This window comes from Streptomyces lothianensis (genome assembly GCF_047779955.1).
Classification (GTDB): domain Bacteria; phylum Actinomycetota; class Actinomycetes; order Streptomycetales; family Streptomycetaceae; genus Streptomyces.
On sequence record NZ_JBLMKT010000078.1, the window covers coordinates 106,503 to 130,167 of the forward strand.

Here is a 23,665-nt window from a genome sequence, read left to right on the forward strand (position 1 = left end):
CGACCCGGAGTCGATGACGGGACTCGAACCCGCAACCCTCTGATCAAGGAAGTAACCGCTGCCTGCGCACCGGGCACGCCCCTTGCCGAACAGCCTCCCGAGATCAATGCGGCCTGCGGCGCGGGTTCTTTGAGAGAGAAGTAGCCGCCGGCCTTCGCACCGGGAGGTGCATCGCGTGAGTTCACCTTAGGGAGTGCCCGGGCAGGGAATCCAAGGGTTTTTCAGCTACGGCGCCAGGGACCGGTGATGGCCACCATGATGCCGGGTTCCTGGATGTTCGCGTACAGGGTCTTTCCGTCGGGCGAGAACACCACGCCGGTGAACTCGCTGAACTCCGGCTCCGCCGCGGAGCCGATGTTCAGGTCGTTGCGTGCGATCGGATACGTACACCCGCTGTCGGTCGCACCGAAGAGGTGCTGGATGCCGTCGCCGTCCTCGGCGATGATCAGGCCGCCGTACGGGGAGACGGTGATGTTGTCGGGGCCGTCGTAGGCGCCGTCCTCGCCGGGCCGGGTGTTCACCCCGATCAGGACCTTGAGGGTGAGGGTGCGCCGGCGCGGGTTGTAGAACCAGACCTGGCCGTCGTGCGGCTTGCCGGGGCTGTCGTCACGGGCGTACGAGGCGACGATGTAGGCGCCGCCGTCGCCCCACCACATGCCTTCGAGCTTGCGGGCGCGGGTGATCTCGCCGTCCGCGAACTGCTCGCGGACCGGGGTCTCCTGGGCGTCGCGCTCGGGCACGTCGACCCAGTCGACTCCGTACACCGTGCCGGTCTTCGTGGCGCGCGCGAGGTCGTCGACGAAGTTGCCGCCGGAGTCGAAGCACCTCGGCGCCTGCAGGATGCCCGCGTCGTCGGCGAGCGTGCGCAGGCGGCCGCGGCCGTGCTCGAAGCCGTGCGGCGGCAGCCAGCGGAAGAAGAGCCCGTTGGGCTTCTTGTCGTCCTCGGTGAGGTAGGCGTGACCGGTCCTCGGGTCGATGACGACGGCCTCGTGCTCGAAGCGGCCGAAGAACTTGAGCGGCTTGGGGTCGCGGTTGGCACGGGTGTCGTGGGGGTCGACCTCGAAGACGTAGCCGTGGTCCTTGGTCATACCGTTCTCGCCGGCCTTGTCGGAGTTCTCCTCGCAGGTCAGCCAGGTACCCCACGGGGTGCGTCCGCCCGCGCAGTTGTCGGAGGTGCCCGCGATGCCCACCCACTCCGACACCTCGCCACCGCGCCGGACTTCGACGACGGTGCAGCCGCCGGCCGCGGCCGGGTCGTAGACGAGGCCGTCGATGAGCGGTACGGGGTGCTCGTAGTCGGAGCGGGGACCGCCCATCTCGTGGTTGTTCACGAGCAGCGTGGTGCCGCGCGGGCCTTCGAAGGCGGCGGTGCCGTCGTGGTCGGCGGGCGTGTACTCACCGCTCTCCAGCTTCGTCTTCCCGGCATGCGTGATGATCTTGTACGTGAATCCCTCGGGCAGCGCGAGAATGCCGTCGGGGTCGGGGACGAGGGGACCGTAGCCGGGCTCGTGGGGGCGTCGGCCGTGACCGGCGCCGGGCCTGTCCTGGGCGGCGAGGGCTCCGTCGGCGGTGGCGAGCACGCCCGCGGTGCCGGCGAGCGCGATGCCCGCGCCGCTGAGGGCGGAGCTGCGGGCGAAGTCCCTGCGGGTGAGCGGCATTCTGTCTCCTGACGGCACGGTGTGGGTGCGGGGAAGCCCGCGTGCGCGACGCGGGGCGGGTGCGGGGCCGAGAGTTCCGGCCGCGCATAAACGGGGGTTGAACACCGTCCGACGACTGCAGTCCCGCTTCCGTGAACCCCTCCGACCGGGTCGCCGTGCACTTCCGTTCGCGCCGCGACCCGGAAACCCGGACGTCACCCCCGCCCGGGCCTCAGATCCTGTTTCCGAACCCCCGCCTGCGCCCCGACGCCCGGCAGGCTCTCACGCCCGCGAGCGTGCCTTGAACGCCGCCTTGCGGGCCTCCTTCGCCACCCGCTTGTCCGGGTGCAGCCGCCCCATCGCCTCCAGGACATCGGCCGTGGCCGGGTGCTCCACCCGCCAGGCCGTGTCGAAGAATCCGGCGTGCTGGGAGGCGAGGCCCTCGACGAGGGACTGGAGTTCCTCCGAGTTGCCCTCCGCCGCCAGCTGCGCGGCCAGGGTGTCGATGGTCAGCCAGAAGATCATCGACGGGTCGGGCGCGGGTACATCGGAGAAGCCGTGCTCGGTGAGCCACACCCGGGCGAGGCCCCCCAGCTCGGGGTCGTCGAGCACGTCCCGCAGGGCGGGCTCGGCCGACGGGCCCGTCAGGGAGAGCGCCTGCTGGCAGCGCAGGCGCCGCAGCGGCCCCTCCTCGTCGGTGCCGCGCGCGGCCGCCAACAACTCCCGTGCGGCTGCCACGGGTTCGCGCCCGGCGAGCCACAGCTCCGTCTCCGCCTGCGCGGAGGTCTGCGGGAACTGCGCCGTCGCGTCGAGCAGCACGTCCGCGCCCTTGTCCGCCAGGTCGCCGACCGCCGGCGCCTCCACCCCGGCGTCCAGCATCCGCGCCCGGATCCCGTACAGCCCCAGCGGGGTGAGCCGGACCATGCCGTAGCGGCTGATGTCCTCGTCCTCGGGACTCTCGGGCAGCTCGGCGACCTCGTCGTCGGCCTCCGCCATCAGCTCCTCGTCCACCGGCCGGAATTCGACCAGGCCGATGGGTTCGAGCATCCGGAACTGGTCGTCGAGCCGCATCATCGCGTCCGAGACCTGCTCCAGGATGTCGTCGGTGGGCTCCCCCATGTCGTCCGGCACGATCATGGACGCGGCGAGCGCGGGCAGCGGTACCGCCTCCTCGCCAGGGCCGTCCTCTCCGACGGTCAGCAGGTACAGGTTGCCGAGCACCCCTTCGAGGAACTCCGCCTCCGCCTCGGGGTCCCAGCCGAGCGAGGAGAGATCGATCTCTCCGCCTTCGCTGAGCGCGTCCACGAGGTCGTCGATGTCGGGCACGCTCGCGTCCGCGAGGACCGTGTCGAGGGCGCCCTGCCAGATCGCGAGGACATCGGCGGGGCTTTTGGCGGTGATCAGCGCGAGTTCCTCGCCGGCCGCGGCCGTGCCCTCCGTCGCCTCGTCGCCGTCGGTGACCGTCACGAGCCCGGTGTCGACGGCCACCCGCCAGGCCTCGCTCGCGTACGCGGGTCCGTCCTCGTCGTCCACCGCGTAGCCGAGCAGTTCGGCCGCGGCGGGCAGTTGCTCGTCGACGAGTTCGCCGCCCGCGCCCACCCGGGTCTCGGGCCCGGCCCAGCGGGCGAGCCGTACCGCGCGGGCGAGCAGCGGGGCGGCCAGCGCGGCGCGCGCGAGCTCCGCTTCGGGGGCGAGGCGCGCCGGCGGCAGGGTGGTGCGGTCGGGCGTCGTGCTCATGTGCTGGCTCTCCTCGAACGGGTCTCCGCGGCGGCGGGCTGCGGGCGGCACCAAGCGTAGACGGATTTGCAGGCGAACCGGCCGGTTCATGGACTCTTCGGCTCTCATCCACCTCCGGAGCCTTGACAACTCCCCTGCTCACGCAAGAGATTGACGCGCGTAGATCACCGCACGGTCCCGCGCAGCCGCCCGCCCGGCGCGCTACGCGCGTCAACCAGAGCACTCCTCACCCTCATCCGGAGAGTCCTATGCCTGCTCGCTCCGCCCGTCCCGTCCGTCCTGCCCAACCCGTCCGTTCTGCCCGTTCACAAGCCGGACCGAGAACCGCCGCCGTCGTCGCCGCCGCGCTCGCCGCCGGTCTGCTCACCGCAGGCAGCGCGGACGCCGACTCCGACGCCGCCCCGGTCCGTATCCACGACATCCAGGGCACGACCCGTCTCTCCCCGCTGGCCGGTCAGCAGGTCAGCGAGGTCGAGGGCATCGTCACCGGTGTCCGCGCGTACGGTTCGCGCGGTTTCTGGTTCCAGGACCCGAACCCGGACGCCGACCCCGCGACCAGCGAGGGCATCTTCGTCTACACGGGATCCGCGCCCACGGTGCAGGTGGGGGACGCGGTACGGGTCTCGGGCACCGTCACCGAGTACGTGCCCGGCGGCAAGGGCTCCGGCAACCAGTCGCTGACGCAGATAACCAGACCCACGATCACCGTGGTCTCCTCCGGCAACGAGCTGCCCGCCGCGCACGTCATCCGCGGCTGGAAGGTCCCGTACCGCTACGCGCCCGCCGGCGACCCGGCCGACGGCAACAGCATCAACGGGCTGGCGCTGCGGCCGCGTTCGTACGCCTTGGACTACTACGAGTCCCTGGAGGGCATGAACGTGGCGGTCGGCGACTCGCGGGTGGTCGGCGCCTCCAACCGGTACCACGAGCTGTGGGTGACGGTGAAGCCGTGGGAGAACCCGACCTGGCGCGGCGGCACGCGCTACGGCTCGTACACCTCGCAGAACGGCGGCCGGCTGAAGATCCAGCAGCTGGCACCGGTCTCCCAGCACCCCTTCCCGACCGCCGATGTCGGCGACCGGCTGACCGGCCGTACCGAAGGGCCGCTCGACTTCAACGGATACGGCGGTTACACGCTGACCGCCCGCACCCTGCCCGTCGTCGAGCAGCGCGGCCTGGAGCGTGAGCGCACCCGGCCCCAGGACGAGGACGAGCTCGCGATCGCCTCGTACAACGTGGAGAACCTGGACCCGAAGGACCCGCAGGAAAAGTTCGACGCGCTCGCCGCGGCGGTCGTGGAGAACCTGGCGAGCCCCGACATCCTGGCCCTGGAGGAGATCCAGGACGACAGCGGGCCGACGGACGACGGAACGGTGTCGGACGGTGAGACGCTGCGGAAGTTCACCGCGGCGATCGAGGCGGCGGGCGGTCCGTCGTACGAGTGGCGTTCGATCGCCCCCGAGGACAAGACGGACGGCGGCCAGCCCGGCGGCAACATCCGGGTGGCCTTCCTCTACAACCCGCAGCGGGTCTCCTTCACGGACCGCCCGGGCGGCGATGCGACGACGGGCACCGAGGTCGTGAAGCGGAGGGGACGCGCGGCCCTGACCCTGTCCCCCGGCCGCATCGACCCGCAGAACGCGGCCTGGGAGGACAGCCGCAAGCCGCTCGCCGGCGAGTTCAGCTTCCGCGGGCGCACGGTCTTCGTCATCGCCAACCACTTCGGCTCCAAGGGCGGCGACGAGTCGCTGAACTCGCACCACCAGCCGCCGGTGCGCTCCTCCGAGGAGCAGCGGCTGCAGCAGGCGCAGGTGGTGAACGGCTTCGTCAAGGATCTGCTCGCGGTGCAGCGCAAGGCTGACGTGGTCGTGCTCGGTGACATCAACGACTTCGAGTTCTCGGCGACGGCGAAGGCGCTGACGGACGGCGGCGTCCTGGAGACCGCGATCACGTCGCTGCCGCGCGCCGAGCGCTACTCGTACGTCTACCAGGGCAACTCTCAGGTCCTCGACCAGATCCTGACCAGCCCGTCGATCGACGACTACTCCTACGACAGCGTGCACATCAACGCGGAGTTCGCCGAGCAGAACAGCGATCACGACCCGCAGGTCCTGCGCTTCGAGCCGTGAGCCTTTCGGTCGTGGCCGCCGTCCCGCCCCTCTCCGCCCTTGACCTCAAGCGGACTTGAGATTCCAGGATGGAGATCGACAAGACGGCGGCTACGACCAGAGGCCGGTCATGACCTCCATGACCCTGACCATCGAAACCGTTCCCGACCTGGACCGCCCAGGTATCGGCGCCGTGCTCGCCAGCACGTGGGACGCCAAAACCCCCGAGCGGCAGGACGCGGCGATCGCCGCAATCGTCAAGACATGGGAGAGCCGGCCCTGGCCCGCGGAGGGGCCCGTCGCGTACAGCGTGTTCAAGGGGACGGACGGCGCCTCGCTGCTGCACCTCTCGCAGTGGCGCCGGCTCTCCGACCACGACGCGTTCGTGGCCCGGCAGCGCACCGAGCGCAACACGGAGATCGACGACGCGGTGCCGGGCATCGAGCGACGCACGGCCGTCCCCGGCGACGGAGTCGGCTCACCCACGCCCGAGTGGGCCCGGGTGCGGAGCTTTCCGGGGGTGGTCGGGGGCGGTGTGCGGCGGTGGCTGCCGGGGGGGGGAGCCTCAGCACCGGGTGAGCGGTGGGTGAGGCGACGGACTGCCGGAGCCCGGTCCCCGGGCTCGTGCGAGACTCGCCGCATGATCCTCCGCCCCGCGACCCGCGCCGAACTGCCCGCCGTCCTCGCTCTGCTCGCGGACGAGAGTCAGGTGGTTGACCCCGAATCCGTGCTGGTCGGCGAGGCACACGAGCGGGCGTTCGAGGCGATCCGGGCCGACGCGCGCAACGAGATGCTGGTACTCGTGGACGGGACCGGGCTCATCGTGGGCTGCGCTCAGCTCACGTACATTCCCGGGCTCGGCCAGGCCGGGCGGGAGCGGGCGCTGGTCGAAGCGGTGCGGGTACGGGCGGACCGGCGGGGCGAGGGCCTGGGCGCGGAGCTGATGAGGCTGGCGGTCGACAGGGCCCGGGACCGGGGCTGCGGGCTGATGCAGCTGACCAGCAACAAGCGGCGGGATGCGGCTCACCGCTTCTACGAGCGGCTCGGATTCGCACGCAGCCATGAGGGCTTCAAGCTCTCGCTGTGAGCGAGCCGCTCCCTCGGGGACCGGCGCTCCTTCGACGTGCGCCGCGGACGCCGAGTTGACCCTTAAGTAGCCGGTCGGTAATCCGATCGCATAACGACGCCAATGAACAGGGTATTTCTCTTTCTGCCACCTTGAGCATCCCTCTTTCGGGTGAGTGGATTTCACTGATACACATTGCCTGCCGGTTAGGGGAGCAATGTCTGCTGTTCAGGATTTCCACGCGCGGGGTGCGGTTCATTCGATGATCCGCGCCCTGGAGCCATATGAGGCGGACAGAGCCACCTGCGCGATCCGAATATCCGGAAATCCGGGTGGCTCGCTGCACCTGCGTGAGGGCCGGGTGGTGAGTGCGGGCAGCCCTGGTGCGCCCGGCCTGGAGACCATGCTTCTGCGCTCGGGGCGCATACCGGAGCAGGAGTGGAGCGCGGCGCGGGCCGCCGTCGGCCCCGGGACGGCCCGCAACTGCGTCGAGCAGGCACTCGGCCCCCTGATCGCCGGCGGGCGCATCGGAGCCGCGGAGCTGCGGGTGATGCACCGGATGGCCGTGTACGACGCGATGTTCGCGATCGTCGCCGGACGCGTGGACGACTGTCGCGCGGCCGATCCCGACGGCGACGCGGTGGTCATGCCCGGTACCGACGAGCCCCCGTCGACGCTGATCCACGAAGCGGCCCGCAGGCTGCGGGCCCTGCTGAGCCTCGCCGACCCCGTGGCGCCCGACGGTGACGCGCTGCTGGCCGCTCCCGGCGCCGGGACCGCGGTCCGCGCCGGTTCCGAAGACGTCCGGGCCACCACGCCCGAGGTCCGCCAGGACATCGTCGCGCTCGCCGACGGCCGCCGCACCGCGCGTGACATCGCCTTCCGTACCGGCCGTGGGCTCTACACCGTGACGGTCGAGGCCTCACGCATGCTCGGCGAGGGACTGCTCGCCCGCGCCTCGTCCGCCGCCCTCGAGACCGGCCCGCGACCGTATGAGACGGGCCGCCGGGCGTTGACGCCCCGTCGGCCGGAGGGAAACTCCGCACCGGCCGGACCGCACCCGGGAGGAAGCCTCCCCCGTCGCGATCCCGAGGTCGGCCGCACACCCAGAACTCTCGCCCCGGAAATGACCGCGGCGAGTTGGAAGGGAATTTTCCGAAGGGGTGGACGAAGCAGGCATCCCGAGCCCGGAACTTGAGGGCAGGAAGAAATTCCCGATGCATGGAAACACATCAGCGCAAGGGGGGTCCACTGCATGGATCAACAGAAATTGGCCGAGGAGATGCGGCAGTTACGAAGGGAACTGCCCGGCATAACCGACACGGCCGTCGCGGCTGCCGACGGGCTGCTGATCGCAGCCGACACAAGCAGCACCATCGACGCGGAGAGCCTGGCCGCGATCGCCGCGGCGGGCCTCGGCCTGGCCCGGCGCACCACTGCCGCGACCGAGCGCGGCGAACTGCGCCGCCTCGTGAACCACGGCAGCCAGGGCTGCACAGCGGTGTACCCGGTGGGCGACACCGCGCTCATGGTGGTCGTCGGCGACGAGGGCATGGACGTCGAAGCACTGCACCGGGAGTGCCCGCCGGTGCTGAACCGGATCGGCATGATCCTGACGGACGGAGCGTGAACGCATGGCCGCCAAGCGAATGGCACAGAGCTTCTCGGACCAGTGCCTTGCCCTGTGCAAGGCACTGCGCTCGGAGACACCCGATTGCGTCGCCAGCGGGGTCGTCGACATGAGCACCGGCATGCTGCTCTCCTACGAGACGGTGGACAGCCACCCGCCGGAGGTACTCGATCTGCTCGCGGGGGCGACGTTGGACATGTTCCAGGGGCGCAACGTGGTGATGATCGAGGACGTGTTCAAGGAGCGCAGGGGTGTCAGCAGCGATCAGCACTACTTCCAGGAGGTCCTGGTGAACAGCGACCACTTGACGCACCTGTTCATCCGTATGAACGACCAGCAGGATGTGGTCGCCGTCGCCGTATGCCGCAAGTCGGTCAACGTGGGCATGCTCTTCGCTCAGGCACGCAGGGTGGTCAAGGAGTTCGCAGGGTTGTGACCCGTTCTGTGCGACGGGTTTCGTGACCACAGCGAAGGGCGGTGCCGCGCGCGAGGCGCGGCACCGCCCTTCGGCGTCTCACACGTCCAGCTCGCTTTCGATGCGCTTCAGCTGGTGGCGCGCCATGGCAAGGTTGGCGCGTTCCTTGTCCAGGGCCATGTAGAGGAAGAGCCCGCTGTTGTTACGGGACTTCAGCAGGCGGATGAGGTGGTACTGGCTGCCCAGGGTGATCAGGATGTCCTCGATCTCGTCCTTGAGGCCCAGCATCTCCATGGTGCGCATCTTGGCGCGCATCACGTCGGTGTTGCCCGCGGCCGCGACGGACAGGTCGAGGTCCTTGCCGCCGCCCAGGGTACCGAGGGCCATGCCGCTGCTGTAGTCGACCAGGGCGACGCCCAGCGCCCCCTCTATCCCGGTCATGGCTTCCTTGAGGGCCGTCTCGGTGTTGATCATCGGTGCCGCACTTCCTTTGCGTCGGTTCGGGGAACGGGGGGTGGGTGGGTTCATGGTCAGGTCTTCTCCAGTCGTTCGAACGCGCCGTCGAGCAGTTCTCCGATGCGAGAGCTGGACCGGCGGGCCTCGATGCGGAGTCGGCCGATGTTCGCCCGGGGCTCCGTCGCCAGCATCAGGACGGCCAGGCGTCCCGCGGCGTGGCCGACCAACCAGCCCTGGTCGCCGCGGATCAGGAGCTCGCGGGCCGTGCCCGTCGCAGTGGCCTCCGCCAATCGGAGAGCCGCAGTCAGGGCATCGGCGGTACGGGCGCCGGTGCTCGGTGTGTCGGGGCCGGTGACACGCTTGGCGATCACCTTTCCGTCGTGGTCGACGACAAAAGCTCCGGTGAGCTGCGGCATCGCGGCCCGCAGGCGCCGCAGTTCGTCCTCCAGCTCGGCCTCTGCCGCCATGATGTGCATCCTCTCCGCTCGGCGTCGGGCCCTGCGCCTCATCGAGGTGCTCCGGACACGTCGGACAGAAGTGGCTTCACAGAGCGACCTCCAAGGCGTCTCGGACACGCTGCAGCAGGGCGGTGTCCGGTGAAACGAAGCCGTCCGGTGCCCGTGGCCGGGTGGTGGGCGAGCGGCTCATCCGCTCGACACCGGGGGGCTCATGGGACGGCGGTCGGCACGACCGCACCAGACCGGCGATGGTCAGACGGCGCACTTCGAGGAGCACGTGGAAGGCGGGCCGGCCCAGTTCACCTGCGATCTCGACCGGTGTGCGGGAGCCGTCGGCCAGGGCGAGGAGAGCGCGTCGGCTGCCGGTCAGCCGCGGGTCGGCCTCGTACGGGCCTCGTTCCACCGGCAGTTCGTCCGTCTCCCGCCCCGGCCAGAGCCCGTCGAGCAGGCGCCGCCGGCGGTGGGACTCGTTCAGCAGCCGTCCGGCCGCCACGGAGCGGGGCGCGGCCTTGCCGGTGACGGACCCGTGCTGGAATCCGGCCGGTCCACCGCCGGGGCCGAGGGCGAAGAACGCGGCGTCGAAGAGGGCGGTGAGCCAGTACCTCTCGAGTTCGCTCTCGCCTACGCATCCGTCCTTGATCAGGTGATCCGGGACGGCGAGTGCATCCGAGCAGTGGACGACCGTCTCGTCCCACGTACTGCGCGGCAACCGCCCTGCGGCGACGAGCAGGCGCCCGAGGTCCGGCGCCGCTTCACTCTCGGCGTGCACCACGCGGCCGTCGATCAGCCGGAGCGACCCGGTGGCGCGCCGCAGCACGCCGGTGGCACGCTCGTCGGCAAGCCGCAGCAGCATGGGGGACCGGGCGGGCAACGCCGGCGGTACCTGCCCGGTGGCGGCGTGCGCGCGGTTCATCTCGGCCCTTGCCGTACGAGACCCTGTCCCAGCCGCCCTGCCAGGTCCTGCAGGCGCAGCCGGGCGAGTGCGAGATTGCTCGTGTCCCGGTCGAGCCAGAGATGGACGAAGGGGCTGCTGCCGGGTGCCGATTCGACGAAACGCAGGAGGTGGTACCCGGTCCCGTTGGTGACGATGAGGTCCTCGACCGAGGTGGGCCGGTCGGGTATCGGCCCTGGTTCGGCTGCGCGACCCGCCTCCGGCATATGCCCGGATTCGCGCCTACGGGAGGCGAACACGGCCGACTCCGCTACCAGCCGTGCCAGTTCGGCGGCCTCGACGGCGGCGGCCTCGGGATCCTCCATAGGCCACTCCCCCGCCGAATCCAGCGCGAACCCACAGGTCCAGTCCACGAGCGCGGCGCCTCTGGCGCCCGGTACACCCATTGCCTCAACCAGCAGCGCGTTGATCCCCGGCACCCAAATCCCCTCCCCCTCCGGCGCATCCGTCGCGCCCATGTGACCGGGAGGCTACGGGGCTTCCGGGTACCTCCGCCGCGCAGTGGCACATTCCAGCGGAACTTGCCCGGCACCGACCGAGACCTGTCCGATTCCGTTCGAATCCGGACAGGGTTTCACCGGCGCACCCGCGTGTATCCGGGGGTCCCACGGCAGAACCCGAACCTCCTCGGCTCCGGCCCGAGGGAGCCTCGCGTGGCCGGTCGAAGGCGGGCGGGATCGGCGGTGCCGCGGACACGCGAGCGCCCTCCCGGGCCGTCCTGGGGCCGCGGAAGGGCGCTCGATGGTGACCGACGTCGACAGCCACCGGCAGTTCGGCGGCAGGTCAGAGCGTTGATCGATGCGGCGGCCGCAGGTCACGGCCGTCCGTGATCAGTTGTGGCTGTGCAGCACGTCGTTCAGGCCGCCCCAGACCGCGTTGTTCGGGCGGGCCTCGACGATGCCCGAGACGGAGTTGCGGCGGAAGAGGATGTTGTTCGCGCCGGAGAGTTCGCGGGCCTTGACGATCTGGCCGTCGGGCATCGTGACGCGGGTGCCCGCCGTGACGTACAGACCGGCCTCGACCACACACTCGTCGCCGAGCGCGATCCCGACGCCCGCCTCCGCGCCGACCAGCGAACGCTCGCCGATCGCCACGCGCTGTGTGCCGCCGCCGGACAGCGTGCCCATCGTGGAGGCACCGCCGCCGATGTCGGAGCCGTCGCCGACGACGACGCCCTGGGAGATGCGGCCCTCGACCATGGAGGTGCCGAGCGTACCGGCGTTGAAGTTGACGAAGCCCTCGTGCATCACGGTGGTACCCGCGGCGAGGTGCGCGCCGAGGCGGACCCGGCCCGCGTCGGCGATCCGTACGCCCTTCGGCGCCACGTAGTCCAGCATCCGCGGGAACTTGTCCACGCCGTGCACGACGAGGTGCAGGCCCTCGGCGCGGGCGTTGAGGCGGACCGTCTCGAGGGTGTCGACGGGGACCGGGCCGAGGGAGGTCCAGGCCACGTTGGTGAGCAGCCCGAAGAGGCCTTCGAGGTTCTGCTCGTTCGGCCTGACCAGCGTGTGGCTGAGCAGGTGCAGGCGCAGGTACGCATCGTGGGCGTCCAGCGGCTTGTCGTCCAGGGAAGCGATCACCGTACGGACGGCGACGATCTCCACGCCCCGACGCTCGTCCTTGCGCACGGCCTTCGCGGCACCCGCGCCCAGCAGCTCGACGGCACGCTCGGCACTCAGCCGCTCGGTACCGGCCGGGCCGGGGGCCTCGCTGAGCTCGGGGGCGGGGAACCAGGTGTCGAGGACGGTGCCGTCCGGGGTCAGCGTGGCAAGACCCGCGGCGACGGCGCCGGTGGTACGGGGGGCAGTGATGTCGGTCATGGGGGAAAACCTAACCGGCGGGCGTGCGGGGAGGCGAACCGGTCTCAGGGTGCGGGCCCGGCGATACGTCGCCAAGGCGGCGCTTCACGCCGAAGGCGCCGTACGCCTTTCTGGTCGACGAGCGTACGGACACCACAGGACGGCGCATCCCGCGCCCGCCGCGAGGGCCGCGCAGAGCGGCCACAGCAGGGCGGGCGCGGCGGCGAGGACCGCGCCTCCGAGGGGTGCGGCGAGCACCGTGCCGCTGATGGAGACCCCCGCGTACAGGCTCTGGAAACGCCCTTGCGCGTGTGCGGGCGCCTGGTCGGCGACGTACGCGGTGGCGGTGGTCTTGTACAGGATCTCGCCGAGCGTGAGCAGCGCCATGGTGGCGATCGCCGAGGCGAGGACGGTGCCCGGGATGAGCACCGCGTAGCCCGCGCCGACGAGGACCAGGCCGCAGCCGACGATCCGCAGTGGCGGGCGGGACCTGAGGGCGAGGGCCACGGGGAGTTCGAGGCAGAGGATCAGGCCGCCGTTGACGGCGATCATCCAGCCGTAGACCTGGGTGCCCATGCCGTGCTCGGCGAGGTGCACGGGGAAGGTCGTGTACTGCTGCCGGTAGACGAGGTCGACGACGAGGATCGCGCCGAGGAGCACGAGGACGGCGGGCCTCGCCCGCAGCTCGGGCCACAGCCTGCCCGCGGCAGGCGCCTGGGTGGCACCGGCCTCCTCTCGTACGGAAGGAGCGGGCTTGGCCACCGCGCCCGCCGGCACCATCCGCGCCGTCCAGCACGCGAAGGCCAGCGTGCCGATTCCGTCCGCGACGAACAGCCAGTCGTATGAGACGGAGGTGGCGACGAGCGCCCCGAGCGGCGGGCCGATGGTGATGCCGCCGTTGGACGCGGCCCGGATCACGGCGAAGGCCTGGCGCCGCCCGCCCTCGGGGACGAGGGCCGCCACGAGCGCGGAGTTGGCGGCGCGGACCACTCCGGTCGCGTACTCGGCGAGCGGCAGCGCGAGATAGAGCGCGGGGAGCGGGAGCAGCGGCAGGGCGGCGAGTACGAGGCCGGCGGCGACGGCCGCGGCGAGCAGTACGGGGCGGTGGCTGAAGTGGTCGCCGTACCAGCCGCCGGTGAAGTTGCCCGCCACCACGCCGAGTCCGCCGAGCCCCGCGATCAGGCCGGCCTGGGAGACGGGGAGGCCGCGCGGTCCCGTCAGGTAGAGGAAGACATAGATGAACGTGAAGCTCACAAGCGCGTTGAAGAACACTCCTGCCGCCAGCAGCCATACGGGCCGCGGCACCGATCCACCGATACGCAACGCGCCCACCCCACCCCTCATACCGCCCCCGCCGCCCGCACGAGCAGGTCAGTTCCTTTTGGGAACTGACTATGGCAGCATAATGATCGGCAGGTCAACGGAGATCCGGTGATCGATGGAGACCCGGTGATCGATGGAGATCCGGCGGTCACGGGATCCGGCAGGTCGACGAGGATCCGTCAGCGCGAAGGGACAGGCCATGGCACGCAGGAGCAGCCTCAATGACGCCGACTGCGCCATCGCCCAGGCGCTCGACGTCGTCGGCGACTGGTGGACGCTCCTGATCGTCCGCGACAGCGCGCGCGGCGCCCATCGTTTCGAGGAGCTCCAGCGTGAACTCGGCATGTCCCGCAAGGTGCTGGCCGAACGCCTGAAGCTGCTCGTCGACGCGGGCGTCCTCGACAAGGTCCCCTACCAGGAGCGCCCGGTGCGTCACGAGTACCGGCTCACCGCCCGCGGCCGGGCCCTGCTGCCGGTACTGATCGCGCTCCAGGACTGGGGGGACACCTGGGTGCTGGGAGAAGGGGAACTGATGGCCACCGCCGCCGATCCGTCACAGGAAGCCGCCCGCGTGCACGCCCTGCGCGGGACCCGCGTCCCGCAGGACGTCAAGCTCGTCGACAGCGCGGGCGAGGTCCGCGATCCGGTGTCGCGGAGCCCGTTCACGGTGCTCTACTGCTTCCCCGGCGCATACGCCCGCAGCGAGTCGTATCCGCCGGGCTGGGCCGGGATCCCCGGCGCGACCGGCTGCACGCTCGAGTCCTGCACGTACCGCGACCGGCTCGCCGAGTTCAGCGAAGCGGGCGCGAGCGTGCACGGTGTCTCGACCCAGCGGCCGGACGAGCAGCGGGATTTCGCCGAGAAGGAGCGGCTGCGTTTCCCGCTGCTCTCGGATGCCGAGCTGTCCCTCGCGGCGGCACTGCGGCTGCCGACCTTCCGTGCGGGCGGGGTGAGCCGGCTCAAGCGACTGACGCTCGTCGTCGACCGCGAGCGGCGGATCCGCGAGGTGTTCTACCCGGTCACGGACATCACGGCGAGTGTGGACGCGGCACTGGAGGCCGTACGGGACGGGCGGGCCGGGCGGGCAGCCGTACGGGACGGGCAGGCCTGACCGGCAGCCGTACACCGGACGGGCTGGTCGCTCAGGCAGCCGTACCGGACGGGCAGGTCGGTCAGGCGCCCGACGGGTCCGGCGCGCCCGACGGCTGAGCGTCCCCGGCGGCGGTGCCGCCGTTCCCGTGTGCGGGAGAGCCGCCCTGCCCGCGCACGGAGGCGCCACCGCTCTCCTCTGCCGGCGCCGCGCCGCCCACCACCCGGTCGAGCATCTCGCGTGTGTACGCCTCGTCGTACTCCGCTCCGGTCAACAGCACCTGCAGACACACACCGTCGAGCAGGGCCACCACCGCCCGGGCCGTGGTCCGGTCGATGCGTCGCATGAGGATCTCCTCGACGGCGGCGCACCACTCGGCGGCCACCGGCCGCAGCGCCGGGCGGCGCAGGGCGGCCAGGTACAGCTCGTACTCCAGCTCGACCCCGGCGCGGTCCCCGGCCAGCCACTCGCCCGTCAACCCGGCGAGCACCCCGGCGAGGTCCGCATCCGGGGCGAGGTGTTCCGAGCGTTCGCGTACCAGCCTGCCGAAGCCCTCGTTGGTCTGGGCCATGGCGGCGACCATGAGATCGTCGAGCGAGGCGAAGTGGTAGGTGGTGGAGCCGAGCGGGACATCGGCCTCGGCGGCCACCGAGCGATGACTGAGCCCGCCGATCCCCTTCCTGCCCACGACCCGGATCGCGGCATCGATGATCCGCTGGCGCCGCTGCGGATCGTACCGGCGTGCCATCAGCGCACTCCCGTCCGTGCGGCCGCCATCAGTGCGCCCCGCCCAGATTGAGCAGCACGACACCGCCGATGACCAGGGCGATCCCGAGCAGCTTGGCCGCGCTCGTGGACTCCCCGAGGAAGACCATTCCGATCGCGGCGACGGCGGCCGTCCCGATGCCGGCCCAGATCGCGTACGCGGTCCCCACCTGCATCGTCTTCAGGGTCTGCGCGAGCAGCGTGAACGCGAGCAGATACCCGAGGACCGTCCCGAGCGAGGGCCACAGCCGCGTGAACCCCTCGCTGTACTTCATGGCCGTGGTGCCGGCCACCTCCGCCGCGATGGCCGCGGCCAGCAGTCCGTATCCCATGCGGACCAGGGTACGCGCCGTTGCGTACGGGTGTACATAACCATGCGGGCTAAGGTGTGCCATCCGATTCGAGGGGAGCGAAGAACAGCGATGGCGTACCAGGGGTGGGGGCCACAGGGGCCGGGCGGGCCTCAGTTGCCGCAGGGGCCACATGGACCGCAGGGTCCCTACGGACCGTCCGGCCCGTACGGCCCGTAGGGCTGGGGCGGCTGGCCACCGGCGCCGAAGCCGGGCGTGATAGGCGGATCGCCCTCGCCTACGTGGTGATGGGCCTGCTCAGCCTGCTGGTCACCTCTCGGCCGTGAACGGCCGAGCTTGTACGGCTCGGTCGCGCACGCCTTGTCGCGCTCCTGACTACCCCCTACGACGGGACGGTCACAGGTCGCATCTCGCACCAGGCCGACGGTGGCACCGGGGCGACGGGTACGGTGACAGGCACCCACGCCGCACGACACGCGCACGGCGACGCCGACCACCTCCCACACCCCAACCGTCTCCCCGGGCAAGCCGGTTCGTGCCTTAAGGCTCAAGCGTTCGGCTCCGCCACACTACCGGCCGATCCCCGACGGTGGGCCCAGATGCGATTCCTCCCCGGCGTGAACACCGAGGCCTCCTCGCAAGAACCCGGTGGACTCCTGTCGTCGCGGCCGTCGGACCCGCCGTCCTGGAATCGGCGGGCCCGCTCACGGCGCTGAAGCGCTCGTACCGCCTGGTGCGCGGCAACTGGTGGCGCACGTTCGGGATCCTGGCGCTCGGCTCGATCATGATGGTGGTCCCGATGTGGATCGCAGAGATCCCCCTGATGTTCCTGGCACCGCAGCCCTCGACCGAGACCTACGGACCGTACGACGAACGGCCCGCCAGCCTCGGCGAGGCCTTCTCCGAACTCTACGGCGACTCGCTCTCCGGTGTCTGGACGTACCTGATCGTCTCGATGGCGATCATGATGGTGCTCCAGCTGCTCGCCCAGGCCTTCATCCAACTGGTCACCGCGCTGCTCTACATCGACCAGCGCATCCGCCGCGAGGGCCTCGGCGACAGCCTCGCCCGCGCGGCGGCCGACGGGCAGTAGGCGGCGCACACAGGCTCACGCAGGCGTACGCAGGCAAACGAAAGGGCCCGCACCAAGCATGGTGCGGGCCCTTCCCGTACGGAGACACTCCGCGCGCGGACGCCTCCCGTACGCGAAACCCTAGACGTTGAAGCCGAGCGCCCGCAGCTGCTCGCGCCCCTCGTCCGTGATCTTGTCCGGGCCCCACGGCGGCATCCAGACCCAGTTGATGCGCAGCTCGTTGACCAGGCCGTCGGTGGCCGACTTGGCCTGGTCCTCGATGACGTCGGTGAGCGGGCAGGCCGCGGACGTCAGGGTCATGTCGATCGTCGCGATGTTCGCGTCGTCGATGTGGACTCCGTAGATGAGGCCGAGGTTGACGACGTCGATGCCCAGCTCGGGGTCGACGACGTCCATCAGCGCCTCGCGCACCTCTTCCTCGGAGGCGGGCTTCAAGGTTGCGGTCTCGTCGCTCATGCGCTCTTCCTTCCGGCGGGCTGCTCGGACTCGCCGAGTGCCTGGGCGGTCGCGTCCTTCCAGGCCATCCAGCTCAGCAGCGCGCACTTCACACGCGCCGGGTACTTGGAGACCCCGGCGAACGCGACCGCGTCCTCCAGGATCTCCTCCATCGTGTCATCGGGCTCGATCTTGCCCTTGGACTGCATCAGCTCCAGGAAGGTGTCCTGGATCTGCCTCGCCCGCTCGAGGTCCTTGCCGACCAGGAGGTCGTTGAGGACGGAGGCGGAGGCCTGGCTGATGGAGCAGCCCTGGCCCTCGTACGAGACATCCGCGATCCGCGTGCCGTCGTACTTCACGCGGAGCGTGATCTCGTCGCCGCAGGTCGGGTTGACGTGGTGCACCTCGGCGTCGCCATCGCGCAGACCACGCCCGTGCGGGTGCTTGTAGTGGTCCAGGATGACTTCCTGGTACATCGAATCCAGCTTCACGTCAGCCCTCTCAGCCGAAGAAGTTCCGTACGTGCTCCAGGCCCTCGACCAAGGCGTCGACCTCGGCCGGCGTGGAGTACAGATAGAACGACGCTCGCGTGGTCGCAGGAATTCCGTACCGCAGGCAGACCGGCCGCGCGCAGTGGTGGCCGACCCGGACCGCGATGCCCTGCTCGTCCAGGACCTGGCCCACGTCGTGCGGGTGGATGTCCCCGAGCGTGAAGGAGATCGCGGCGCCGCGGTCCTCCGCCGTGACCGGACCGATGATCCTGAGGTCCGGCACTTCGAGGAGCCGCTTGACCGCGTACTCGGTGATCGCGTGCTCGTGGCGCGCGATGTTCTCCATGCCGATCGAGTTCAGGTAGTCCACCGCCGCACCGAGTGCGACGGCCTGCGCGATCGGCGGCGTACCCGCCTCGAACTTGTGCGGCGCGGGAGCGTAGGTGGAGGAGCTCATCGAGACGGTCTCGATCATCTCGCCGCCGCCGAGGAACGGCGGCAGGTCCTCCAGGAGCTCCTGGCGTCCCCACAGCACACCGATGCCCGTCGGGCCGCACATCTTGTGGCCGGTGAAGGCCACGAAGTCGGCCTGCAGCGCCTGCACGTCGAGCGGCATGTGCGGGGCGGCCTGCGAGGCGTCGATGCAGACCAGGGCGCCGACCTCCTGGGCGCGGCGCACGATGGCCTCGACCGGGTTGACCGTGCCCATGATGTTCGAGACCAGCGTGAAGGAGACGATCTTCGTCTTCTCCGTGATGACCTCGTCGATGTTGCTCAGGTCGAGGCGGCCGTCGTCGGTGAGGCCGAACCACCGCAGCTTCGCGCCGGTGCGCTGCGACAGCAGCTGCCACGGCACGATGTTGGAGTGGTGCTCCATCTCCGTGATGACGATCTCGGTCTCGTGGTCGACCTTGTACGGCTCATCGGCCCAGCCGAGCATGTTGGCCACGAGGTTGAGGGACTCCGAGGCGTTCTTGGTGAAGATCACCTCGTCGCGGGAGGGCGCGTTGATGAACTCCGCGACCTTGTCCCGCGCGCCCTCGTACAGCGCCGTGGCCTCCTCGGCGAGGACGTGCACACCACGGTGGACGTTGGCGTTGTGCTGCTCGTAGTACTCGCTGATCACGTCGAGCACCTGGCGCGGCGTCTGCGAGGTCGCCGCGTTGTCCAGGTACACGAGCTTCTTGCCGTCGTGGAGCACCCGGTCCAGGATCGGGAAGTCCTTGCGGATCGCCTCGGTGTCGAGGAGGCCCGGCAGCTGTGTCATACGGCGGCGCCACCCTTCGTGTACTTCTCGTAGCCCTCGGCCTCAAGAGTGTCGGCCAGCTCGGGGCCACCCGACTCGACGATCTTGCCCGCCGCGAAGACGTGCACGAAGTCGGGCTTGATGTAGCGCAGGATGCGCGTGTAGTGCGTGATCAGCAGGGTGCCGACCTCGCCGGTCTCGCGGACGCGGTTGACGCCCTCGGAGACGGTGCGCAGGGCGTCGACGTCAAGGCCGGAGTCGGTCTCGTCGAGGATCGCGATCTTCGGCTTGAGGAGCTCCATCTGCAGGATCTCGTGGCGCTTCTTCTCACCGCCGGAGAAGCCCTCGTTGACGTTGCGCTCGGCGAAGGACGGGTCCATCTGGAGGTCTTCCATCGCGGACTTGACCTCCTTCACCCAGGTGCGCAGCTTGGGGGCCTCGCCGCGGATCGCCGTGGCCGACGTACGCAGGAAGTTGGAGACCGAGACGCCGGGGACCTCGACCGGGTACTGCATGGCGAGGAACATGCCGGCGCGGGCACGCTCGTCGACCTCCATGGCGAGGACGTCCTCGCCGTCCAGGGTGACGGTGCCCTGGGTGATCGTGTACTTGGGGTGGCCCGCGATGGAGTAGGCGAGCGTGGACTTGCCGGAGCCGTTCGGGCCCATGATGGCGTGGGTCTCGCCCTGCTTCACGGTCAGGTCGACACCCTTGAGGATTTCCTTGGTGCCGTTCTCGACCTCGACGGTGACGTGCAGGTCGCGGATTTCAAGCGTTGCCATGTGCCTCAGGACTCCTGGGTGACGGAGACGAGCACATCGTCCCCTTCGATCTTTACGGGGTATACGGGGACGGGGCGCGTCGCGGGAAGGCCGGACGGCTTGCCGGTGCGGAGGTCGAACGCCGAGCCGTGCAGCCAGCACTCGATCTGGCAGTCCTCCACCTCGCCCTCGGACAGCGAGACGTTCGCGTGCGAGCAGATGTCGTGGATCGCGAACACCTCGCCCTCGGTCTTGACGAGCGAGACCGGCGTGCCGTCGAGTTCCACCCGCTTCGGGGTGTCCTCCTCCAGCTCGCTCAGCGCGCAGACCTTGGTGTACTCGGCCATCAGACGGACGCCTCGAGCTCTTCCTCGATCTTGGCGATGAGGCGCTCCTCGATGTCGGCGACACCGATCTGCTGGACCAGTTCCGCGAAGAAGCCGCGCACGACGAGGCGGCGGGCCTCGGGGGCGGGGATACCGCGGGCCATCAGGTAGAAGAGCTGCTCGTCGTCGAAGCGGCCGGTCGCCGAAGCGTGGCCGGCGCCGACGATCTCGCCGGTCTCGATCTCCAGGTTCGGCACCGAGTCGACGCGGGCGCCGTCGGTGAGAACCAGGTTGCGGTTCATCTCGTAGGTGTCGGTGCCCTCGGCGGCGGCCTCGATGAGGACGTCACCGATCCACACCGCGTGCGCTCCCTCGCCCTGCAGCGCGCCCTTGTAGACCACGTTGGACTTGCAGTGCGGCACGTTGTGGTCGACGAGGAGGCGGTGCTCCTGGTGCTGTCCGGCGTCGGTGAAGTAGAGGCCGAGCAGCTCGGCCTCGCCGCCGGTGCCCGCGTACTGGACGCGCGGGTGCAGGCGTACGACGTCGCCGCCGAAGGTCACGACGACCGACTTGAAGCCGGCGTCGCGGCCGAGCAGGGCGTTGTGCTGCGAGCAGTGGACGGCCGTGTCGTCCCAGTCCTGCACGGAGACGAAGGTGACCTTCGCACCGTCACCGATCAGGAAGTCCACGTTGGCGGCGCGCACACCGTCACCGGTGTGGTCGATGACGATGACGGCCTCGGCGAAGGCACCGATCTCGAAGACGGTGTGCCCGAAGGTGGTGCCGCCCTCGCCGTGCAGCTGGACGCGCACGGGCTCGGTGAGCACCGTCTCCTTGGGGACCGAGATCACGGTGGCCTTCTCGAACGAGGAGTAGGCCTGCGCGGCGATCCGGTCGACCGGGGTGCCCGCCTTGCCGACGCGCGCGTCGTCCCGGGTCACCGACTCGACGGTCACGCCCTCGGGGGCGTCGACCTGCGCCCTGATGGCGCCGTCCGCCGTGGCGGTGCCGTCGTGCAGGCCCTTGAGACGGTCGAGGGGGGTGAACCGCCACTCCTCCTCGCGGCCGTGCGGGACCGGGAAGTCCTGCACGTCGTAGGACGGGGGCGCGCTCATGCGGGTCGCGACGGTGGACTCGGCGGCCACCGCGACGGCACCCGCCGTCGTGGAGCCCCCGGGGATGTTCTGAGCCTCAGCCATGGCTGTCGTAGTGCTCGCTTTCTTACGTAAGTGGCTTGACGGAGACGGTGGTGGGCGGCCCCGCAGGACCGCCGGCCCGAGGGGCCTTAACCGACCGCGCCCTCCATCTGCAGCTCGATCAGCCGGTTCAGCTCCAGGGCGTACTCCATGGGCAGCTCCTTCGCGATCGGCTCGACGAAGCCGCGCACGATCATGGCCATGGCCTCGAACTCGGTCATGCCGCGGCTCATCAGGTAGAAGAGCTGGTCCTCGGAGACCTTGGAGACGGTGGCCTCGTGGCCCATGGACACGTCGTCCTCGCGGACGTCCACGTAGGGGTAGGTGTCCGAGCGGGAGATCTGGTCCACGAGCAGCGCGTCGCAGAGCACGTTGGACTTCGAGCCCGGGGCGCCCTCGCCGATCTCGACCAGACCGCGGTACGAGGTGCGGCCGCCACCGCGGGCCACCGACTTCGACACGATGTTGGAGGAGGTGTTGGGCGCCATGTGGACCATCTTGGAACCGGCGTCCTGGTGCTGGCCCTCGCCCGCGAAGGCGATGGACAGCGTCTCGCCCTTGGCGTGCTCGCCCATCAGGTAGACGGCCGGGTACTTCATGGTGACCTTGGAACCGATGTTGCCGTCGATCCACTCCATGGTCGCGCCCTCGTACGCCACGGCGCGCTTGGTGACCAGGTTGTAGACGTTGTTCGACCAGTTCTGGATCGTCGTGTAGCGGCAGCGGCCGCCCTTCTTGACGATGATCTCCACGACCGCGGAGTGCAGCGAGTCGGAGGAGTAGATCGGGGCGGTGCAGCCCTCGACGTAGTGGACGTAGGCGTCCTCGTCGACGATGATCAGCGTCCGCTCGAACTGACCCATGTTCTCCGTGTTGATACGGAAGTAGGCCTGCAGCGGGATCTCGACGTGCACGCCCTTCGGCACGTAGATGAACGAGCCGCCGGACCACACGGCCGTGTTCAGCGAGGCGAACTTGTTGTCGCCGACCGGGATGACGGTGCCGAAGTACTCCTTGAAGAGCTCCTCGTGCTCCTTCAGCGCGGTGTCGGTGTCGACGAAGATGACGCCCTGCTCCTCCAGGTCCTCACGGATCTGGTGGTAGACGACCTCCGACTCGTACTGGGCCGCGACACCGGCGACGAGGCGCTGCTTCTCCGCCTCCGGGATGCCGAGCTTGTCATAGGTGTTCTTGATGTCCTCGGGCAGCTCTTCCCAGGACTCCGCCTGCTTCTCCGTGGAGCGCACGAAGTACTTGATGTTGTCGAAGTCGATGCCCGACAGGTCCGAACCCCAGGTGGGCATGGGCTTCTTGTCGAAGAGGCGCAGGCCCTTGAGGCGGAGCTTGGTCATCCACTCCGGCTCGTTCTTCTTCGCCGAGATGTCGCGGACGACGTCCTCGTTGAGACCGCGCTTGGCAGCCGCGCCGGCCGCGTCGGAGTCGGCCCAGCCGTACTCGTACTTACCCAGGCCCTCGAGTTCGGGGTGGGCAGTCTCCTCGATGGGGAGAGTCATGCGGGGTTCCTCCCGGCCGTGCTTGCTGTGGTGGCTTCTGCTTGCGTGGTCTGCGCGGTCTGCTTGGTCTCACCACGTGGGATGAACGTCGTACAGACGCCGTCCCCGTGGGCGATGGTGGCCAGTCGCTGCACATGGGTGCCGAGCAGACGGCTGAAGAATTCCGTCTCCGCCTCGCAGAGCTGTGGGAACTGCTCGGCGACATGGGCGACCGGGCAGTGGTGCTGACACAGCTGCTCGCCGACCGGTGCGCTTCGCGCGGTAGCAGCGTACCCGTCGGCCGACAAGGCCTTGGCCAGCGCCTCGGTGCGCTGCTGCTCCGGCACGCTCTCGAGCGCCTTGCGGTAGCCCTCGGCCTGGGCCGCGAGCCGGGCCCGGGCGAAGGCCGCGACGGCCGCCTCGCCCTTCTCCCCGCCGCCCACGGACTGCGAGATCCAGCGCAGGGCGTCGGCGGCCAGCTTGTCGTAGGACTGCTCGAAGGCGTCCCGGCCGCAGTCGGTCAGGGCGAAGACCTTGGCGGGGCGCCCGCGCGTACGGGCTCCGTAGACCTTCTTCTCACGCGACTCGACCACATCGTCGGCCGCCAGCGCGTCGAGGTGCCGGCGGACGGCGGCCTGGGTGAGGCCGAGGCGTGCGGCGAGGTCGGCCACGGTGGACGGACCGTGGTCGAGGATGGAACGCGCGACACGGTTGCGCGTCGAGCGCTCCCCGGTCGCGAGCTCCTCCTGAGGAGCTCCGACGGGAGCCTCCGAAGCCTCGCCGACGTTTTTCACAACGCCATTGTTGCGTAATTCATCCGGCACCGACAACCGCCCTGGTGGGCGGCCGGGGGTGCGGTGCGTCACTTAGGGACACC

The 23,665-nt window shown here is 70.0% G+C and carries 25 protein-coding genes; 7 read left to right on the top strand and 18 right to left on the bottom strand.

Going from position 1 to position 23,665, the window contains the following annotated elements; all coding sequences use genetic code 11:
* Positions 1-221: 221 nt before the first annotated feature.
* The gene (locus ACLF6P_RS28355) at positions 222-1,658 is read right to left on the bottom strand and encodes an alkaline phosphatase PhoX (protein ID WP_415954196.1); all 1,437 of its coding nucleotides are present in this window, start codon (positions 1,656-1,658) and stop codon (positions 222-224) included.
* Between the two features lie 261 nt (positions 1,659-1,919).
* A complete protein-coding gene (locus ACLF6P_RS28360) occupies positions 1,920-3,374 on the bottom strand; it encodes a hypothetical protein (RefSeq protein ID WP_415954198.1) in 1,455 nt (484 codons plus the stop codon).
* A 248-nt stretch (positions 3,375-3,622) separates the two neighbouring features.
* Between ACLF6P_RS28360 and ACLF6P_RS28365 the strand changes: the two genes are divergently transcribed.
* From ACLF6P_RS28365 to ACLF6P_RS28385, 5 genes are all read left to right on the top strand, one after another.
* Entirely contained in the window at positions 3,623-5,503 is a 1,881-nt protein-coding gene (locus tag ACLF6P_RS28365; RefSeq protein ID WP_415954199.1) for an endonuclease/exonuclease/phosphatase family protein, read from the top strand.
* Positions 5,504-5,612: 109 nt separating this feature from the next.
* Positions 5,613-6,569: a GNAT family N-acetyltransferase gene (locus ACLF6P_RS28370; RefSeq protein WP_415954201.1), complete on the top strand. Its 957-nt coding sequence runs from the start codon at positions 5,613-5,615 to the stop codon at positions 6,567-6,569.
* A gap of 196 nt (positions 6,570-6,765) precedes the next feature.
* A complete protein-coding gene (locus tag ACLF6P_RS28375; RefSeq protein WP_415954203.1) occupies positions 6,766-7,746 on the top strand; it encodes a MarR family transcriptional regulator in 981 nt (326 codons plus the stop codon).
* Positions 7,747-7,803: 57 nt separating this feature from the next.
* Positions 7,804-8,178: a roadblock/LC7 domain-containing protein gene (locus ACLF6P_RS28380; protein WP_415954205.1), complete on the top strand. Its 375-nt coding sequence runs from the start codon at positions 7,804-7,806 to the stop codon at positions 8,176-8,178.
* 4 nt (positions 8,179-8,182) lie between these two features.
* Positions 8,183-8,614 (top strand): hypothetical protein, encoded by a 432-nt coding sequence (locus ACLF6P_RS28385; RefSeq protein WP_415954207.1) that lies wholly within the window; start codon positions 8,183-8,185, stop codon positions 8,612-8,614.
* Between the two features lie 78 nt (positions 8,615-8,692).
* Here ACLF6P_RS28385 and ACLF6P_RS28390 read toward each other — a convergent pair whose 3' ends face one another.
* The 6 genes from ACLF6P_RS28390 to ACLF6P_RS28415 form a co-directional block, all read right to left on the bottom strand.
* Entirely contained in the window at positions 8,693-9,067 is a 375-nt protein-coding gene (locus ACLF6P_RS28390; RefSeq protein WP_415954208.1) for a hypothetical protein, read from the bottom strand.
* A 56-nt stretch (positions 9,068-9,123) separates the two neighbouring features.
* Complete coding sequence (locus ACLF6P_RS28395; protein ID WP_415954209.1) at positions 9,124-9,516, bottom strand: roadblock/LC7 domain-containing protein; 393 nt, start codon at positions 9,514-9,516, stop codon at positions 9,124-9,126.
* Between the two features lie 76 nt (positions 9,517-9,592).
* A complete protein-coding gene (locus tag ACLF6P_RS28400) occupies positions 9,593-10,420 on the bottom strand; it encodes a transcriptional regulator (protein ID WP_415954211.1) in 828 nt (275 codons plus the stop codon).
* Positions 10,417-10,764 carry a hypothetical protein gene (locus ACLF6P_RS28405; protein ID WP_415954213.1) on the bottom strand — a complete coding sequence of 116 codons (348 nt, stop codon included), beginning with the start codon at positions 10,762-10,764 and terminating at the stop codon, positions 10,417-10,419. Before ACLF6P_RS28405 ends, ACLF6P_RS28400 begins: the two co-directional genes overlap by 4 nt.
* A gap of 525 nt (positions 10,765-11,289) precedes the next feature.
* Complete coding sequence (dapD, locus tag ACLF6P_RS28410) at positions 11,290-12,279, bottom strand: 2,3,4,5-tetrahydropyridine-2,6-dicarboxylate N-succinyltransferase (protein WP_415954215.1); 990 nt, start codon at positions 12,277-12,279, stop codon at positions 11,290-11,292.
* Between the two features lie 84 nt (positions 12,280-12,363).
* A complete protein-coding gene (locus tag ACLF6P_RS28415) occupies positions 12,364-13,590 on the bottom strand; it encodes an MFS transporter (protein WP_415954216.1) in 1,227 nt (408 codons plus the stop codon).
* Between the two features lie 190 nt (positions 13,591-13,780).
* Between ACLF6P_RS28415 and ACLF6P_RS28420 the strand changes: the two genes are divergently transcribed.
* Positions 13,781-14,692: a winged helix-turn-helix transcriptional regulator gene (locus ACLF6P_RS28420; protein ID WP_415954218.1), complete on the top strand. Its 912-nt coding sequence runs from the start codon at positions 13,781-13,783 to the stop codon at positions 14,690-14,692.
* Positions 14,693-14,753: 61 nt separating this feature from the next.
* Here ACLF6P_RS28420 and ACLF6P_RS28425 read toward each other — a convergent pair whose 3' ends face one another.
* Together ACLF6P_RS28425 and ACLF6P_RS28430 are read right to left on the bottom strand one after the other, a co-directional pair.
* Positions 14,754-15,419 carry a TetR/AcrR family transcriptional regulator gene (locus ACLF6P_RS28425; RefSeq protein ID WP_415954220.1) on the bottom strand — a complete coding sequence of 222 codons (666 nt, stop codon included), beginning with the start codon at positions 15,417-15,419 and terminating at the stop codon, positions 14,754-14,756.
* A gap of 28 nt (positions 15,420-15,447) precedes the next feature.
* On the bottom strand, positions 15,448-15,768 hold the full coding sequence (locus ACLF6P_RS28430; protein WP_415954222.1) for a DMT family transporter: 321 nt from the start codon (positions 15,766-15,768) through the stop codon (positions 15,448-15,450).
* 568 nt (positions 15,769-16,336) lie between these two features.
* Here ACLF6P_RS28430 and ACLF6P_RS28435 point away from each other — a divergent pair.
* A complete protein-coding gene (locus ACLF6P_RS28435; RefSeq protein WP_415954224.1) occupies positions 16,337-16,840 on the top strand; it encodes a hypothetical protein in 504 nt (167 codons plus the stop codon).
* A gap of 120 nt (positions 16,841-16,960) precedes the next feature.
* On the opposite strand, the gene ACLF6P_RS28440 is transcribed toward ACLF6P_RS28435, so the two are convergent.
* From ACLF6P_RS28440 to ACLF6P_RS28475, 8 genes are all read right to left on the bottom strand, one after another.
* A complete protein-coding gene (locus ACLF6P_RS28440) occupies positions 16,961-17,296 on the bottom strand; it encodes a metal-sulfur cluster assembly factor (RefSeq protein ID WP_415954226.1) in 336 nt (111 codons plus the stop codon).
* Complete coding sequence (sufU, locus tag ACLF6P_RS28445; protein WP_415954228.1) at positions 17,293-17,766, bottom strand: Fe-S cluster assembly sulfur transfer protein SufU; 474 nt, start codon at positions 17,764-17,766, stop codon at positions 17,293-17,295. The genes ACLF6P_RS28440 and sufU overlap by 4 nt, the downstream gene beginning before the upstream one ends.
* A 10-nt stretch (positions 17,767-17,776) precedes the next feature.
* Positions 17,777-19,033, bottom strand: coding sequence for a cysteine desulfurase (locus ACLF6P_RS28450; protein ID WP_415954229.1), 1,257 nt, complete (start codon positions 19,031-19,033; stop codon positions 17,777-17,779).
* Positions 19,030-19,794: a Fe-S cluster assembly ATPase SufC gene (gene sufC / locus ACLF6P_RS28455; RefSeq protein WP_415954230.1), complete on the bottom strand. Its 765-nt coding sequence runs from the start codon at positions 19,792-19,794 to the stop codon at positions 19,030-19,032. Before sufC ends, ACLF6P_RS28450 begins: the two co-directional genes overlap by 4 nt.
* Before the next feature lie 5 nt (positions 19,795-19,799).
* Positions 19,800-20,120 (bottom strand): non-heme iron oxygenase ferredoxin subunit, encoded by a 321-nt coding sequence (locus tag ACLF6P_RS28460; protein WP_415954232.1) that lies wholly within the window; start codon positions 20,118-20,120, stop codon positions 19,800-19,802.
* Positions 20,120-21,298: a Fe-S cluster assembly protein SufD gene (sufD, locus tag ACLF6P_RS28465; protein ID WP_415954233.1), complete on the bottom strand. Its 1,179-nt coding sequence runs from the start codon at positions 21,296-21,298 to the stop codon at positions 20,120-20,122. The genes ACLF6P_RS28460 and sufD overlap by 1 nt, the downstream gene beginning before the upstream one ends.
* 86 nt (positions 21,299-21,384) lie before the next feature.
* Positions 21,385-22,809, bottom strand: coding sequence for a Fe-S cluster assembly protein SufB (gene sufB / locus ACLF6P_RS28470; RefSeq protein WP_415954235.1), 1,425 nt, complete (start codon positions 22,807-22,809; stop codon positions 21,385-21,387).
* Positions 22,806-23,582: a helix-turn-helix transcriptional regulator gene (locus tag ACLF6P_RS28475; RefSeq protein WP_415954236.1), complete on the bottom strand. Its 777-nt coding sequence runs from the start codon at positions 23,580-23,582 to the stop codon at positions 22,806-22,808. The genes sufB and ACLF6P_RS28475 overlap by 4 nt, the downstream gene beginning before the upstream one ends.
* Positions 23,583-23,665 lie beyond the last annotated feature (83 nt).

What these genes read in the sequence shown, in the direction of transcription:
- ACLF6P_RS28355 (WP_415954196.1), bottom strand. Translation starts at nt 1,658, where the DNA reads ATGCCGCTCACCCGCAGGGACTTCGCCCGCAGCTCCGCCCTCAGCGGC.
- ACLF6P_RS28360 (WP_415954198.1), bottom strand. Translation starts at nt 3,374, where the DNA reads ATGAGCACGACGCCCGACCGCACCACCCTGCCGCCGGCGCGCCTCGCC.
- ACLF6P_RS28365 (WP_415954199.1), top strand. Translation starts at nt 3,623, where the DNA reads ATGCCTGCTCGCTCCGCCCGTCCCGTCCGTCCTGCCCAACCCGTCCGT.
- ACLF6P_RS28370 (WP_415954201.1), top strand. Translation starts at nt 5,613, where the DNA reads ATGACCTCCATGACCCTGACCATCGAAACCGTTCCCGACCTGGACCGC.
- ACLF6P_RS28375 (WP_415954203.1), top strand. Translation starts at nt 6,766, where the DNA reads ATGTCTGCTGTTCAGGATTTCCACGCGCGGGGTGCGGTTCATTCGATG.
- ACLF6P_RS28380 (WP_415954205.1), top strand. Translation starts at nt 7,804, where the DNA reads ATGGATCAACAGAAATTGGCCGAGGAGATGCGGCAGTTACGAAGGGAA.
- ACLF6P_RS28385 (WP_415954207.1), top strand. Translation starts at nt 8,183, where the DNA reads ATGGCCGCCAAGCGAATGGCACAGAGCTTCTCGGACCAGTGCCTTGCC.
- ACLF6P_RS28390 (WP_415954208.1), bottom strand. Translation starts at nt 9,067, where the DNA reads ATGATCAACACCGAGACGGCCCTCAAGGAAGCCATGACCGGGATAGAG.
- ACLF6P_RS28395 (WP_415954209.1), bottom strand. Translation starts at nt 9,516, where the DNA reads ATGGCGGCAGAGGCCGAGCTGGAGGACGAACTGCGGCGCCTGCGGGCC.
- ACLF6P_RS28400 (WP_415954211.1), bottom strand. Translation starts at nt 10,420, where the DNA reads ATGAACCGCGCGCACGCCGCCACCGGGCAGGTACCGCCGGCGTTGCCC.
- ACLF6P_RS28405 (WP_415954213.1), bottom strand. Translation starts at nt 10,764, where the DNA reads ATGGAGGATCCCGAGGCCGCCGCCGTCGAGGCCGCCGAACTGGCACGG.
- dapD (WP_415954215.1), bottom strand. Translation starts at nt 12,279, where the DNA reads ATGACCGACATCACTGCCCCCCGTACCACCGGCGCCGTCGCCGCGGGT.
- ACLF6P_RS28420 (WP_415954218.1), top strand. Translation starts at nt 13,781, where the DNA reads ATGGCACGCAGGAGCAGCCTCAATGACGCCGACTGCGCCATCGCCCAG.
- ACLF6P_RS28425 (WP_415954220.1), bottom strand. Translation starts at nt 15,419, where the DNA reads ATGGCACGCCGGTACGATCCGCAGCGGCGCCAGCGGATCATCGATGCC.
- ACLF6P_RS28430 (WP_415954222.1), bottom strand. Translation starts at nt 15,768, where the DNA reads ATGGGATACGGACTGCTGGCCGCGGCCATCGCGGCGGAGGTGGCCGGC.
- ACLF6P_RS28440 (WP_415954226.1), bottom strand. Translation starts at nt 17,296, where the DNA reads ATGAGCGACGAGACCGCAACCTTGAAGCCCGCCTCCGAGGAAGAGGTG.
- ACLF6P_RS28450 (WP_415954229.1), bottom strand. Translation starts at nt 19,033, where the DNA reads ATGACACAGCTGCCGGGCCTCCTCGACACCGAGGCGATCCGCAAGGAC.
- sufC (WP_415954230.1), bottom strand. Translation starts at nt 19,794, where the DNA reads ATGGCAACGCTTGAAATCCGCGACCTGCACGTCACCGTCGAGGTCGAG.
- ACLF6P_RS28460 (WP_415954232.1), bottom strand. Translation starts at nt 20,120, where the DNA reads ATGGCCGAGTACACCAAGGTCTGCGCGCTGAGCGAGCTGGAGGAGGAC.
- sufD (WP_415954233.1), bottom strand. Translation starts at nt 21,298, where the DNA reads ATGGCTGAGGCTCAGAACATCCCCGGGGGCTCCACGACGGCGGGTGCC.
- sufB (WP_415954235.1), bottom strand. Translation starts at nt 22,809, where the DNA reads ATGACTCTCCCCATCGAGGAGACTGCCCACCCCGAACTCGAGGGCCTG.